Origin of the sequence: Kitasatospora sp. NPDC056327, assembly GCF_042261735.1 — a bacterium.
GTDB lineage: Bacteria > Actinomycetota > Actinomycetes > Streptomycetales > Streptomycetaceae > Kitasatospora.
Genome location: NZ_JBHJRC010000237.1, coordinates 1 through 13,149 on the forward strand (window position 1 = coordinate 1; position 13,149 = coordinate 13,149).

Annotated in this window: 12 protein-coding genes and 1 pseudogene; 9 read left to right on the top strand and 4 right to left on the bottom strand. The window is 76.6% G+C overall.

Annotated features, from left to right (window positions below):
- Positions 1-29: 29 nt before the first annotated feature.
- Positions 30-1,598, bottom strand: a complete 1,569-nt coding sequence (locus ACFCX4_RS27360) for a glycerophosphodiester phosphodiesterase (RefSeq protein ID WP_376147677.1) — start codon at positions 1,596-1,598, stop codon at positions 30-32.
- Between the two features lie 117 nt (positions 1,599-1,715).
- Here ACFCX4_RS27360 and ACFCX4_RS27365 point away from each other — a divergent pair, with 117 nt between their 5' ends.
- The 4 genes from ACFCX4_RS27365 to ACFCX4_RS27380 all read left to right on the top strand — a co-directional run bounded on the left by ACFCX4_RS27365 (position 1,716) and on the right by ACFCX4_RS27380 (position 6,476).
- On the top strand, positions 1,716-2,318 hold the full coding sequence (locus tag ACFCX4_RS27365; RefSeq protein WP_376147680.1) for a TetR/AcrR family transcriptional regulator: 603 nt from the start codon (positions 1,716-1,718) through the stop codon (positions 2,316-2,318).
- 294 nt (positions 2,319-2,612) lie between these two features.
- Complete coding sequence (locus tag ACFCX4_RS27370; protein ID WP_376147684.1) at positions 2,613-4,328, top strand: SDR family oxidoreductase; 1,716 nt, start codon at positions 2,613-2,615, stop codon at positions 4,326-4,328.
- Between the two features lie 373 nt (positions 4,329-4,701).
- Positions 4,702-5,880: a Cmx/CmrA family chloramphenicol efflux MFS transporter gene (locus tag ACFCX4_RS27375; protein WP_376147687.1), complete on the top strand. Its 1,179-nt coding sequence runs from the start codon at positions 4,702-4,704 to the stop codon at positions 5,878-5,880.
- Between the two features lie 89 nt (positions 5,881-5,969).
- Positions 5,970-6,476, top strand: coding sequence for a hypothetical protein (locus tag ACFCX4_RS27380; RefSeq protein WP_376147690.1), 507 nt, complete (start codon positions 5,970-5,972; stop codon positions 6,474-6,476).
- Positions 6,477-6,596: 120 nt separating this feature from the next.
- Here ACFCX4_RS27380 and ACFCX4_RS27385 read toward each other — a convergent pair whose 3' ends face one another.
- Positions 6,597-6,959, bottom strand: a complete 363-nt coding sequence (locus ACFCX4_RS27385) for a winged helix-turn-helix transcriptional regulator (RefSeq protein WP_376147693.1) — start codon at positions 6,957-6,959, stop codon at positions 6,597-6,599.
- 76 nt (positions 6,960-7,035) lie between these two features.
- Between ACFCX4_RS27385 and ACFCX4_RS27390 the strand changes: the two genes are divergently transcribed.
- Positions 7,036-7,710, top strand: coding sequence for an NADPH-dependent F420 reductase (locus tag ACFCX4_RS27390; protein ID WP_376147696.1), 675 nt, complete (start codon positions 7,036-7,038; stop codon positions 7,708-7,710).
- Positions 7,711-7,826: 116 nt separating this feature from the next.
- Here the strand turns inward: ACFCX4_RS27390 and ACFCX4_RS27395 are convergent, their stop codons facing one another.
- A complete protein-coding gene (locus ACFCX4_RS27395) occupies positions 7,827-8,294 on the bottom strand; it encodes a MarR family transcriptional regulator (protein WP_376147699.1) in 468 nt (155 codons plus the stop codon).
- 138 nt (positions 8,295-8,432) lie between these two features.
- On the opposite strand from ACFCX4_RS27395, the gene ACFCX4_RS27400 reads away from it, so the two are divergent.
- The 3 genes from ACFCX4_RS27400 (at position 8,433) to ACFCX4_RS27410 (ending at position 11,388) form a co-directional block, all read left to right on the top strand.
- The gene (locus ACFCX4_RS27400; RefSeq protein ID WP_376147702.1) at positions 8,433-9,398 is read left to right on the top strand and encodes an alpha/beta fold hydrolase; all 966 of its coding nucleotides are present in this window, start codon (positions 8,433-8,435) and stop codon (positions 9,396-9,398) included.
- 278 nt (positions 9,399-9,676) lie between these two features.
- Positions 9,677-10,468 (top strand): SDR family oxidoreductase, encoded by a 792-nt coding sequence (locus ACFCX4_RS27405; RefSeq protein ID WP_376147705.1) that lies wholly within the window; start codon positions 9,677-9,679, stop codon positions 10,466-10,468.
- Between the two features lie 173 nt (positions 10,469-10,641).
- Positions 10,642-11,388, top strand: coding sequence for a phosphotransferase family protein (locus ACFCX4_RS27410; RefSeq protein WP_376147708.1), 747 nt, complete (start codon positions 10,642-10,644; stop codon positions 11,386-11,388).
- Positions 11,389-11,885: 497 nt separating this feature from the next.
- Here ACFCX4_RS27410 and ACFCX4_RS27415 read toward each other — a convergent pair whose 3' ends face one another.
- Entirely contained in the window at positions 11,886-12,125 is a 240-nt protein-coding gene (locus tag ACFCX4_RS27415) for a hypothetical protein (protein WP_376147711.1), read from the bottom strand.
- A 544-nt stretch (positions 12,126-12,669) separates the two neighbouring features.
- Here ACFCX4_RS27415 and ACFCX4_RS27420 point away from each other — a divergent pair.
- Positions 12,670-13,149: pseudogene (locus tag ACFCX4_RS27420) on the top strand (hypothetical protein); the annotation flags it as partial.

Consider the following 13,149-nt stretch of genomic DNA (forward strand, 5'->3'; position numbering starts at 1 on the left):
GGCGGGAGGGGCGGGCACGGGCTCCCCCGCTACGGGCGGGCGGAGAGCCAGCCGGTCAGTTCGGCCGGGCGGTTGGTGATGATGCCGTCCACGCCGGCGGCGTCCAGGGACTTCCAGCGGGCGGGGGTGTCGACCGTCCAGACGTTGACGGCGACGCCGGCCGCGTGCAGGGCGGCGATCACGTCGGGGCGGGTGGCGAGGGCGCCGTCGGAGGGGTTGTAGGCGGCGAGGCCGAGATCCCTGGCGACGGCGACCGGGTCGGCGTCGAGGGAGCTGCGCAGCAGGCCGAGCGGGAGGTCGGGGGCGAGTTCGCGGGTGTGGCGGAGGGCTTCGGTCTCGAAGCTCTGGACGAAGACCCTTCCGGTCATGCCGTGGTCGCGCACGTCCTTCACGATGCGGGCCACCTCGTCGCGGGTGTGCGGACCCTTGATCTCCAGGAGCAGGCTGCCGCCGCGGGCGCGCAGGTCGTCCAACTGGGCGGCCAGGCTCGGGATCCGGGCGCCGGCCGCCGCCGGGGCGAACCAGGAGCCGGCGTCCAGGCCGTCGAGCTGGGCGGCCGTCAGGTCGCGGACCCGGCCGGAGCCGTTGGTGGTGCGGTTGACCGTGTCGTCGTGCAGGACGTACGGGACGCCGTCGCGGCTGGGCTGGACGTCGTTCTCGATCCAGTCGGCGCCGGCCCGGCGGGCGACCTCGTCGGAGAGGACGGTGTTCTCGGGCGCGGCGGAGGAGGCGCCGCGGTGGGCGAGGACGGTGAGCGGCGCGCCCGGCGGACGGAGGAAGGCGCCCGGGGCCAGGGCGGTCACCTTGAGGTCGTCGAAGGACACCTGTGCGCCGTTGACCAGCAGGGCCTGCCCGCCGTCGGCGCTGCGGGCGACCTGGGTGGTGCGCATCACCTCCCGGCCGTCGACGATCCATCGGGCCGCGGTGCCGTGCACTTCGACGGCGATCCGGACGTCGCGGCCGGTGCCCGCGGCGGAGGGGGCGACGGCGGTGTTGGTGACGTTCCAGGTGTCGGCGGGGGTGCGCTGGGCGAACTCCAGGCCGTTGGCGGCGGTGGTGCCGGAGCGCATGGTCGCGATCGACCACGGTGTGACGCCGTTCGCGGGGACGTCGAGACCGAGGGCGGTCCAGCGGGCGGCGTCGACGACGCTCTCGAAGCGGGCGGTGGCCTCGATCCGGAAGTCGGCGAGGTGTCGCCCGAAGGTGATCCGGGTCTGCTGGTTCCAGTTGACGGAGGCGCCGACCAGCCGGCCGTTCTCGACCTTCCAGTCGCCCTCGACCGCTGTCCAGCCGGCGGGGAGTCCGGGGCCGTCGAACCTCTCGTCCACGACGACCTGCCCCGACGCGGGGACGGCGGGCGCGGCGAGCGAGGCGAGCGAGGCGGGAGCGGCGAGCGAGGCGGGAGCGGCGGGAGCGGCGGGAGCGGCGGGAGCGGAGGAGGCGGAGGGGGCTGCGGGGGCTGCGGGCGGGGTGGCGAGTGCGACGGTGGTGACGCCGAGCGCGGAGGCGAGCAGCGCGGCGAGCGGTCCCGGGCGGCGGACGGCACGAGCGGCGCGGCCCTTCCCGGTTGCGGGGTCGACAGGGTGACGGCTTGTCATGCGCGCACGGTATGCGATCACGGGGCGCACCGGAAACCGTTTCCCCGCGGTGGCCGACGCCTCGGAAGCCCGGTTGACCCGTCGACAAAATATACAGACCGGTCTATTGTTTTCTGCATGGGAGTCAAAGGCGAAGAGACCCGCGCCCGGCTGATCGCCGGCACCCGGAGCCTGATCGAAGCGCACGGCTACTTCGGCACCGGCCTCAACCAGGTCGTGACGGAGAGCGGGGCGCCCCGCGGGTCGCTCTACTTCCACTTCCCCGAGGGCAAGGACCAGTTGGTCACCGCGGCGCTCGTCCAGGCCGGCCAGGAGATCGAGGACCAGCTCGCCGCGCTCGCCCGCGAGGGCGCCGACACGGCCACCGTGCTCACCGGCCTGACCCGGGCCTTCGCCGACCGCCTCACCGGGTCCGGCTTCACCAAGGGCTGCCCGATCGCGACCGTCGCCCTGGAGGTCGCGGGCAGCAACGAGAGCCTGCGCCTGGTGTGCACCGAGGTGTACGCGGGCTGGCAGCGGGTGCTCGCGGAGCGGCTGACCACCGAGGGTTTCGAACCCGCCGAGGCGGACGTCGCGGCCGGGCAGGCGCTCGCCCTGCTGGAGGGCGCCGTCCTGCTCGCCCAGGTGCGCCGCTCGGTGGACCCGCTGCTCGACGCGGCCCAGGCCGTGCGCCACCTGATCGGCGCGAAGGCCCGCCCGGCCCCTCAGCACGCCCGCTGACACCGGGGCCCGGCCGGCCACCGCCGGGCGAGCCCCGACACGCCGCCCGCCGGGCCGGCGGTCCGCCCGTCCACGGATCCACCGCTCCACCTGCGCGCGGGTCCGGCGGCGACGGGCCGGCCCGTGCTCACGGGCTGCGTGACGTCCATGGGCCCAAAAAATATGCAGACCGGTCTACTGATTTTGCGCCCACCCCTCGCCCCCCGCACCTCCGCATCCACCCTTGTGTCCGAAAAATATGCAGACCGGTCTACTTAATTAGGCAGACCGGTCTACAGAAACGGAGCCCCACCCGTGAGCACCGCACCCGCCCCGCCCCGTACCCTCGTCCTCGGGGCGACCGGTTTCATCGGCCGCTGGCTGGTCCTCGAACTCCTCGGCCGGGAAGAACCGGTGGCCGCCGCCGTCCGCCCCGGCACCGGGCGCGACCGCGGACTCCGCCACTGGCTGCGCGCGCACGGTGCCGACGACCGCGCGCTCACCACCGTCGCCGCCGACCTCACCCGCCCCGGACTCGGCATCTCCCCCGAGGACGACGCCCGCCTCGCCGGGATCCGCGACGTCCACAACCTCGCCGCCCTCTTCCGCTTCGGCCTCGACCGCGCCACGGCGCACGCCGCCAACGCCGACGGCGCGCTCACCGCCCTGCACTGGGCCGCCGGACGCCCGCACCTCCGGCGGCTGGTCCACCTCTCCGGCTACCGCGTCGGCGGGAACACCGCGCCCCGCCACCCGCTCCCGCCCGCCGAGGTCGACGCCCTCTACGCACGGCTCGGCGCCTACGAGGCCTCCAAGTACCTCGGCGACGCCGCGGTCCGGGTGACGGCGGCCCGGCTCGGCGTGCCGCTCACCACCGTCAACCCCAGCACCGTCATCGGCCACTCCGTCACCGGCGAGGCCGGACAGTACCTCGGGCTGGCCGACCTGGTCCGCCAACTCTGGTCCGGGCGTCTGCCGTTGCTTCCCGGCACGGCGCGCACCTTCGTCCCGGTGGTGGCGATCGACCACCTGGCGCGCTTCCTGGCCGCCGTCCCCGAGCACGACGACGGGCCCGCGCACGCCCACACCGTGCTCGACCCCGCCACCCCGCCGCTCCCCGAGCTGATCACCCTGCTCGCCGAGCACCTGGGAACGTCCGCGCCCCGGGGCCGGCTCCCGGTCGGCGTGGTCCGACGGCTGCCGCGCGCGCTCACCGGCGCCGACCCGGAGACCCTCCACTTCCTCTCCGAGGACCGCTACGACACCGCGTCGGCCGACCGCCTCGCCCGGGCCGCCGGACTCCACCACCCGCCCGTGGACGAGCTGTTGCGCCGCTGGGCCACGCGGCTGGTCACCGACGGCTTCGGCGAGGACGGTGCCGACAGGGGGGACGTCGGCACGGAGGGTGCCGGCACGGGGGTCGTCGGTGCGGCCCCGGCCGGAGGCCCGGGCCCGGACCGCACCCCGTCCACGGCGGGCGGGTTCGCCGATGTCGCCGGGATCCGCAGCTACCTCGACGGCGACCGCCTGAGCCCCGGCCGCGTCCTGCTCCGCGCTCCCGGCGCGGGCACCGACGCCGCCGCCTGGCGCGCGGCAACCTCCCACCTCGCAGAGCCCGTTCGCCAAGCCGCCCCGGTCCCCGCCGGCGGCCTCCTCGCCGCCGACCTCCCCGGCACCGGCCGCTCCGCCGGGACGGCGGCCCAGGACGACGAGTGGCTCGCCGCGCTGCTCGGACCGCTCCGCTCACGGCCCGTCCTGGTCACCCACCGGGCCACCGCCGCACCGGCGCTGCGCTACGCGAACGCCCACCCGGACCGCGTCGCCGGCCTCCTGATCGTCACCGCACCACCCGCCGCCGACGCCCGCACCCACACTCCGGCGGGCCACCGCCCCGGCGCCGCCCGGCGCGCCTCACGTCGCGTCCAGGAGGCCCGACGGCTTCGGGCGCAGCAGGAGTTGGAGCGCCTCCTGGCGTCCTGCCCGGTCCCGGTCGAGTTCACGGGAACGGCGGGCGGCACCGACCGACCGTAGCGGCCCACGACATCGGCGACGCCCCGGAAGCAGCCACGACGCACCTACGGCAGCGACACACCGACGGCAGCGACGCAGCATCAGCACGGGCTACAGCTACAGCTACAGCTACAGCTACAGCTACAGCAGCGACGAACCGACAGCCGTGAAACCGAGGTGCCCCGACGGGCCCCGGTCCGGTACCGTGCGGGCCATGCCGAGTCCTGAGTCAGACAGGGTGGGGGCTTTCGGTCACGCCGTCAGCCCCCTCGACCACTGAGTTCACAGCCCTGCCGTCCCGCCGCGTTCCGCGGCCGGACGCGCGCGCCTCCTGGGTGCTGACCGCGGTGACGAGACGACCCTCTCGTGCTTCTCCTCACCCCGGAGCCACTCGATGCCCCTCCCGCTGTATCTGCTCGCCCTGGCGGTCTTCGCCATGGGCACCTCGGAGTTCATGCTCGCCGGCCTCCTGCCGGACATCGCCTCGGACCTCGGCGTGCCGGTCGGGACCGCAGGCCTGCTCACCCCGGCGTTCGCCGTCGGCATGACCGTCGGCGCCCCGCTCATGGCCGGACTCGCCCGCAACCGGCCCGGACGGTCCGGCCTCCCGGCGTCCGTCCTCGTGTTCCTGGCGGCCCACGTCGTGGGCGCCACCACCGTCAGCTTCCCGGTCCTGGTCGCGACCCGGGTGGCCGCGGCACTCGCGTACGCGGGCTTCCTCTCCGTGGCCCTGACGACGGCCACCGGACTGGTCCCGCCCGACAGGAAGGGCCGCGCGCTCGCCGTACTGCTGTCGGGCACCACGGTGGCCACGGTCGCCGGCGTCCCGGGGGGTGCGGTGCTCGGCACGCTGTTCGGCTGGCGGGCCACGTTCTGGGCCGTCGCCGCCGTCTGCCTGCCCGCGGCCATCGGCATCGTCAAGGCGATCCCGGCGCGACGCGTGCCGGAGGCCGCTGCCGACGGGCCGGCCCTGCGGTCGGAGCTCGCGCAGCTGAGGAGGCCGCGGCTGCTCCTGGTCATGCTGCTCGGCGCCGTGGTGAACGCGGCGACCTTCGCCGGCTTCACCTTCCTCGCCCCCGTCGTGACCGGCACCGCCGGGCTGGACGAGCTGTGGATCCCGGTCGCCCTGGTGCTCTTCGGTGCCGGTTCCTTCGCCGGGGTGACCGCCGCCGGCCGGCTGTCCGACCGGCACCCCGGTCCGGTGGTCGCGGTCTGCGGTCCGCTGCTGCTCGTCGGCTGGCCGGCCCTGGCCGTGCTGGCCGACCGGCCGGTCGCGCTGCTGGCCCTCGTGTTCGTCCAGGGCGCGCTGTCGTTCGCGCTGGGCAGCACGCTGATCACGCGGGTGCTCTACGAGGCGGCCGCCGCGCCCACCATGGCCGGCTCCTACGCGACCGCCTCGCTCAACGTGGGCGCCGTCCTCGGCCCCCTGATCGCCGCGCCGACCCTCGACACGGCGGCCGGCGGTCTCGGGCCGCTCTGGGCGAGCGGACTCCTCGTCCTGGTCGCGCTGCTGGTCGCGCTTCCCCTGCGCGGTGTGATCGCGGCGGACCGGAGCGGCGGGGTGCTCCGGTGACGCCCGCCGCCACCCCGGACCGCCCGGCCGGGGCGACGGTCGGCACGCGGGGACCGGGAGACCGCCACGGACGCGGAGGCCGGACGCCCGTGCTCGACCCGCTCGCCGCACCGGCCGCGCTGTCCGTCGCGGTGGACCCCCTGCTGGAACTGCTGCAGGACGTCAACCACGAGCCGTTCGTCGAACTGCTCCAGGTGGTCCCCGTGAGCGGGACGGCGACGGTTCACGGCCGGATGCGGGAGCTCGCCCAGGCCGTCCACGACGCAGGCGGCCGGAGCCGCGGGTACCGGGTGACGGCCCCGGTGCACCCGTTCGTCCCGCCCCGGGCGTGGCGGGACGTCCTCCGCCGGGAGGTGACCGAGGGGTTCCTGCAGCCCGCCACGAGGTATCCGACGGCGAGCGCGCGCACGGCGGAGGAGATCCGGCGGGCCGGCGAACTGTCGGACGGCGCGGCCGGTCTGATCGAGGCGCACCTGGGTCCGGTGCGGATCGCCGGCGATGTCGGAGGTCCGCACCTCGACCGCATCCGGTGGCGCAACCTGCTACTGGTGAGCGAAGCCTGGGCCACGATCCTGCATCTGTCCGTCAGCGACTGACCGGCCCTCGCCCCGGGCCGGGTCGGGTCGGCGACAGGTCACCGTCGGCGACACCGGCCCGGGCCGGCCCGGCCACAGGCAGAGCTGCCGGCACGGCCGCCGGCGCAGCCGCCGGCACGGCTACGGGGCCACCGAGGGACACGTGGCCTCCTGGGCGGCCATCACCTCGTCGCCGTGCTCGAAGGCCCAGGCGCCCACGGCGTCGATGGGTGCGAGGAAGGTCCGCCCCAGCACGGTGAGCCGGTACTCCACCCGGGAGGGCGCCTCGTCGTCCGCCCGGCGCTCGACCAGACCGTTGAACTGCAGCCGCCGCAGGGTCTCGGTGAGGACCTTGGAGCTGATGCCGCCGATCCGCTCGCGCAGTTCCACCGGGCGGCGGGGGCCGTCGCGCAGGGCCCAGAGCACCACGGCGTTCCAGGTGTTGGAGAGCAGGTCGAAGGCCAGGCGGGCGCGGCAGTCGGCGAGGAAGGCGTCGGTCGTCACGTACCAAATGGTGCCCGACCGGCTCTCTAGCGTCGGTGCGAACGGTCGAAACCGGCCCGGAGAGGGAGTTCACGTCATGAGAATCGGTGTTCTGGGGACGGGCAACATGGCCGACGCGCTTGCCACGCACTGGGCGCGGGCCGGTCACGAGGTGGTCGTCGGGGGGCGTGACGCCCGGCGTGCGGAGCGGCTGGCGGAGCGCGTCGGAGGCGGCGCGCGGGCCGCCGGCCTGTCGGAGGCGGCCGGGGCCGGCGAGGTGGTGCTGGCCGCGCTGCCCTTCGGGGCGGGGGCCGAGGTGGTGCGGGACCTCCGCGGGGCGCTGACGGGCAGGGTGCTGGTGGACTGCTCCAATCCGGTCGGGCCGGGCTTCCGGCTGCTGACGGAGGGTGGCCCGTCGGCCGCGCGGTTGCTGGCCGCCGCGGCGCCGGGGGCGCGGGTGGTCAAGGCGTTCAACCTCTGCCACGAGGACGTGTGGCGGATGCGGCCGCCCGTGTTCGACGGCCGGCCGCTGGCCGTACCGCTCTGCGGGGACGACGACGAGGCCCTCGGCCTGGTCCGGACGCTGGTGCGGGACGTGGGGTGCGAGCCGGTGGCCGCGGGAGGGCTCGACCGCGCGGGGCTGCTGGAGGCGACCGCCGCCCTGCTCATCGGACTGTGGGTCGGCGAGGGGGCGGACGCCCAGGCGATCGCGCCCCCGCTGGCGTTCGCGGCCGGACCGGCCCCGACCGAACCGGCCGCCGCCCTCCCCTGATCTCCCCCAGGGTCCGGGCCTGATCTCCCCCAGGGTCCGGGCCGCACACCCGGCCGCGCCCGATCGCCCCGGGCCGCTCGCCGCCACCGAGCCGCGGGCCCCGGAGGCCCCGAGGTTCAGCGGGGGCCGGTGGCGCCGGGCGCGGCCGGGGTGAGGTGCCGGGCGAGCACCGCCAGGGCGTCGGTGACCGCCCGGAGCGCGGCCGGGTCGGGGCCGGCGTTCCCCGGGCCGGCGAGGGCGGCGGCGAGCGCGCCGTCGACGGTGACGGCGCGGACCTCGGCGACCCGGGCCGACGGCTCGGCGGCCGGACGGACGAGTCGGCGGCGGCGGTCGGCGGGGTCGGGCTCCGTCTCGACCGACCCCGCTTCCACCAACCGCGCCACGGCGGTGGAGACCTGGCTCTGCGGCAGACCGGTGCGGGCGGCGATCTCGCCGACGGTCGTTCCCGGGTTGGCGACGATCTCACCGAGCGTCACCAGGACGGCCCGGACCGAGCCGCGCGATCCGGTCTCCGGCTCGGGCATGGCCTGCTCGCCGATCTTCATCAGGGTGCGGCCCAGGAGGAACAGTTCGACTCCGTTCATGCCCGCCAGAGTACATCGCGATCGATACATCAAGATCAATGCATCACTATTGATGCATCTATTTCGATGCTCTAGGGTTGGCGCGGCGGCCTCGCACCGGCCGCCGCAGCGCAGGCGACGACCACGGGGAGCACCGCCATGACCGGCACCACCACCAGCACCGCACCCGCCGCTCACCGCGCCGCCGCCGCACCCGCCGCACCCGCCGCTCACCGCACCCTCGCCGTACCGGGTGCGACGCTCCACTACCGGGTCACGGGCCACGGCCCCGTTCTGCTCCTCGCCCAGAGCGGCGAGGGCGACGCGGACCGCACCGTCGACCTCGTCCCGCACCTCACCGACGCCTTCACCGTGGTCACCTACGACCGCCGGGGCCTGTCCCGCAGCACCCTCGACCCCGCCGCCCGCACCCCCGCCGCACCCGGCGACGCCCACGACGGGACACCCGGTGACGCCCGCCGGCCGGCCGTCACCATGGCCGACCACGCCGACGACGTCGCCCGGCTGCTCGCCGAGGTCGGCGGACCCGGCGGCGGCCCGGCACTGATGGCCGGGTTCAGCATGGGCGCCGCGATCGGCCTCCAGGTGGTGGTCCGCCACCCGGGCCTGCTCGGCGCCCTGCTGGCGCACGAGCCCGTGATGCCGAACCTGCTGCCGCCGGCCGACCGCGCCGAGCACATCGCCGAACTGCGCGCCATCCGGACCGCGCACGCCACCGGCGGCACGGCGGCGGCGCTCCCCGCGATCGCCCGGCACCTGGGCATCGACCCCCGGCACGACCGCACCGAGGAAGGCCTCACCCCGCAGCCGATGACACCCCGCCGGCTGGCCAACTTCGACTTCTTCATCGGCACCGAGTTCACCGCCGTCACCACGGACCGCCTCGGCCCGGCGGAACTCGCGGCGGCCGCGGCCCGCTCGGGCACCCGGATCCTCCCCGCCACGGGTCGCAGCACCCCGCCCGCCGTGCACACGCGCCGCTGCGCGCTGGCGCTGGCGCGGCTGCTGGACACGCCGCCGCTCGACTTCCCGGGCGGCCACAACGGCAACACCGCCTTCCCCCGGGCCACCGCCCGCGCCCTCAGGGCCGCCTTCGGCAGGTGACGGCCCCGGCGGACCGGGACGACGGGGGGCGACGGCGGGCGACGGCGGGACCAGCGGCAGCAGGTGCCCGACGGGGCTCGTCACCGGGTGCGATCCGGGTGCGCCGCTGCGCGCCGCCGGATCGCCCAGGGCCGCGACGGGCCCCGGAGGGCCCCGGAGGGCCGGCCGCGAGCGGCGCCGACCGGGCGGATCGGCCCTGCGGCGCCGGGTGGAGCACGAACATCACTGCCCAGTAAAGGATTTGACGAGAACGAGCACACCGGGAACGATCGCTCCCCATGAGGATCGCCCACGAACCCCACCCCTCCACCGGCCGTGCACGGCCCGTGGCGCTGGTCACGGGTGTCGGGCGGACGGTCGGGATCGGTGCCGGGATCGCCCGCCGGCTGGCCGCCTCCGGGTGGGACATCGCGTTCACCCACTGGACCCCGTACGACCGCCGGATGGCCTGGGGAGCCGAACCGGGCGCGGCCGAAGCCCTCGGACGGGCACTCGCCGGACTGGGCGCCGCGAGCGTCGCCGTGGAGGCCGACCTCGCCGAACCGGACGCTCCGGCCGGGCTGTTCGACGCGGTGGAGCAGCGGCTCGGCGGGGTGACGGCCCTCGTGCTCTGCCACTGCGAGTCGGTCGACTCCGGCATCCTCGACACCACCGTGGAGAGCTTCGACCGCCACTTCGCGGTCAATGCGCGCGCGGGCTGGCTGCTGATCCGCGAGTTCGGCCGGCGGTTCGCGGGCCCGCCCGGCAGCGGCCGGATCGTCGCGCTGACCAGTGACCACACGGCGGGCAACCTGCCGTACGGGGCCAGCAAGGGCGCCCTGGACCGGATCACCCTGGCGGCGGCGCACGAGTTCGCCCACCTCGGGGTGACCGCGAACGCCGTCAACCCCGGCCCGGTGGACACGGGCTGGATGAACGAGGAGGTGCGGGAGCACGTCCTCGGCCGCACGCCGCTCGGCCGCCTCGGCACCCCGGAGGACACCGCGGACCTCGTCGACTTCCTCTGCTCGCCACGCGGCCAGTGGGTAAACGGGCAACTGCTGATGAGCAACGGCGGCTTCGCGGGCTGACCCCGGCCCGGCGGCCGGGCGCCGGTGTCCGGCCGGGACCACCGGGCGGCGGGGGGGCGGCGGGGCCGGGGGCACCCGGAGTCGGGGGCACCTCAGGGGCGGCGCCCGGCGACGCCTCCGCACGCGACAAATCCCGCGACGCCGGGCGACCGCCTCCGGGATACTGGCGCCCCATGGATGAGGTCGAAGTCGTCGTCGCCCATTCCGAACGCGCGACCCTGCGCGTCGGCGACGTGTTCCTGAAGGTGGACGCCGACCGGGCACGGATCGACCGCGAGGTCGAGGCGATGGCCCTCGTTCCGGTGCCGACCCCGAGGATCCTGTGGCGCGAGCCGCCCGTACTCGCGCTCGCCGCACTCCCCGGGTCGACGCTCGGGAGCCTCGGCGGGCCGTCGACCGGGTCGCCGGCGGCGTGGGCCGCGGCGGGCGCCGCCCTCCGAAGGCTGCACGGCGCGCCGCTGCCGCCCCTGCCCGGCCGGGCGGGCCGGAGCGTCGCCGCACTGACGGCGGAACTCGACCACGAGTGCGCGGCGCTCGTGACGAACGGGGTCCTGCCCGCCGGGCTGGTCACCCGCAACCGCCGGGTCGCCGAGGCCGCGCTCCGCCCGTGGACCCCGGCGTTCACGCACGGCGACCTCCAGATCGCGCACGTCTTCGTCGACGGCGACGAAGTCACCGGCATCATCGACTGGTCCGAGGCGGGCCGGGGTGACGCCCTGTACGACCTCGCCACCTTCACCCTCGGACACGAGGACCGGCTCGACGACGTCCTCGCCGGCTACGGCGCCGGCGTCGACCTCGACGTGGTCCGCGCCTGGTGGTCGCTGCGGAGCCTGCTGGCGGTTCGCTGGCTGACCGAGCACGGCTTCGACCCGTTCGCACCGGGCTGCGAGGTCGACGTGCTGCGGGCCCGGATGTGACTGTGCGCGGGCCCGGGGCCGTCCGACGCGCTTGGCGGCGCGGCTCGGAGGTTCGCCCCGGACGGACGCCCGCCCTCGCTCTCGGCGGGGCGCCGCGGACGGGTCCGCCGCCGCCGTGGACGGACCGGAGCGGTCGGACGCCGCGAGGACCAGGACGGTCCGGTGCACGCCGGGGCGGCCGTGCAGGTCCGGGCGTCCGGTGTGCAGCAGGGGGCGCAGGCCGTGGGTGCGGGCGAGGGTCTCGTCGGCCGGGGTGTCGTACATCCGGCGGCCCGGGGGGCGGGGCCGCGCCGAGCCGTGGCGGGGCGGAGCCGGGGCGGGGCGGGCAGGGCGTCGTTCACCCACCGGACGCCGCTTCCGGCGTGCAGTCGCTCGCCGAGCCGGCGCAGTTCGGCGGTCGGCTCGGCGGCCACCGACCGGTGACCCGGGGCGCCGGCGTCAACCGCGGGCGTCAACCGGCCGCGTCAACGCTACCCGGGTGATCGTCACGCTTGCGGTCAGGCCTCGCCCGGGTGCCAGGAGGGCCATTCCCAGGGGCGGTCCTCCCACCGGACGCGGACCGGGTCGCGCGGGTCGAGGTCGGGGAACAGCTGACGGACCCGCGGTTCGAACTCCTCCGGGCCGAGCGGTTCCCAGCCGTGGCCCTCGAAGCGGACCAGCCGGTAGCGGCTGTCCGTGCGGAACTCGGCGATCTCGACCAGGGGCTTCGCGGTGCCGGACGTGCTGCTGGTTTCCATGCCCCCAGCATGTGGCGGAGCCCCTGGGAGCGCACCCGGGACACGGCAGGCAGCGTACGACCGGGGCGCGGGCCCGGCCGCGCGCGCCCTCCGGATCGCGATCCGGGTCATGTCCCGCCGTCCGCGCGCTCGTTGAGTACGGCGAGCGGAGGCCCCGGGGCGGCGCCGGACCGGCTCCGTTCCCGTACGACCGGGCCCGGCGACGGCCGTCGGGACCCGACGGGCGTCGCCGTCGGCCGGGCGAGCGGCCGGGGCGCCGGGGCAGGCGAGACGGCAGGAGGACGAGGACATGAGCTGGCAGACGGCGGGCGGAACGACGGCGGGCGGCGGGCAGCGGCCCCCGGTGGCGGGCACGACGGGAGCGACGCGGGCGGGAGCCACGGGCACCCGGCCGGGGGGAACGGGGGCGGGCGGAACCGGGGCGGCGGGGCCGGGGGGCGGGAAACCGTCCGGGGCCGTCCAGTGGCAGTGGCCGGCGCAGGCCTGGCAACCTCCGCCGGTACCGAGCCCGCCGCCGGCGGCCGGCGCGCCACCGTCCTGGGAGGTGCTGGCCGAGGCCGCCGAGGCCGACCGCCGACGGCGGCGCCGGACGTGGATGGTCAGCGCCACCGGGATCGTCGCGGGGCTGGCGGCGGTACTGGCGATGTGCGGCCCCGGCCCGGGCGAGGAGTCGTCCGGGGTGATGGCCTTTCCGGGGCCGTCCGCGCCGCCGCCGCTGCCGCCCTCCCCGGCCGTCTCGCCGGTGTCCGGAATGCAGCCGGTCCCGGCGCCGTCCCCGCTGCCGCCGCCGACGACGGACGGCGCGGGCGCGCTGTCGGTGGGGGCGACCGGCGGCCCGTCCCCGGCGGGCGCGCCCTCGGCCGTGACCTCCGCGCGGGCCGACGGCGGGGACCGCTCCGCGTCGGCCCGGCCACGGCCGAGCCGTTCACCGCGCCCGGCGCCCACCCGGGCGACGGGCGCCGCAGCCGCCGGTTCCGCCCCGGCTTCCGCTCCCGCGCCCGGCGCGGGGTCCGCGCCCTCCGCA

What these genes read in the sequence shown, in the direction of transcription:
- ACFCX4_RS27375 (WP_376147687.1), top strand. Translation starts at nt 4,702, where the DNA reads ATGCCCCTCCCGCTGTATCTGCTCGCCCTGGCGGTCTTCGCCATGGGC.
- ACFCX4_RS27405 (WP_376147705.1), top strand. Translation starts at nt 9,677, where the DNA reads ATGAGGATCGCCCACGAACCCCACCCCTCCACCGGCCGTGCACGGCCC.
- ACFCX4_RS27415 (WP_376147711.1), bottom strand. Translation starts at nt 12,125, where the DNA reads ATGGAAACCAGCAGCACGTCCGGCACCGCGAAGCCCCTGGTCGAGATC.
- ACFCX4_RS27360 (WP_376147677.1), bottom strand. Translation starts at nt 1,598, where the DNA reads ATGACAAGCCGTCACCCTGTCGACCCCGCAACCGGGAAGGGCCGCGCC.
- ACFCX4_RS27390 (WP_376147696.1), top strand. Translation starts at nt 7,036, where the DNA reads ATGAGAATCGGTGTTCTGGGGACGGGCAACATGGCCGACGCGCTTGCC.
- ACFCX4_RS27410 (WP_376147708.1), top strand. Translation starts at nt 10,642, where the DNA reads ATGGATGAGGTCGAAGTCGTCGTCGCCCATTCCGAACGCGCGACCCTG.
- ACFCX4_RS27365 (WP_376147680.1), top strand. Translation starts at nt 1,716, where the DNA reads ATGGGAGTCAAAGGCGAAGAGACCCGCGCCCGGCTGATCGCCGGCACC.
- ACFCX4_RS27400 (WP_376147702.1), top strand. Translation starts at nt 8,433, where the DNA reads ATGACCGGCACCACCACCAGCACCGCACCCGCCGCTCACCGCGCCGCC.
- ACFCX4_RS27395 (WP_376147699.1), bottom strand. Translation starts at nt 8,294, where the DNA reads ATGAACGGAGTCGAACTGTTCCTCCTGGGCCGCACCCTGATGAAGATC.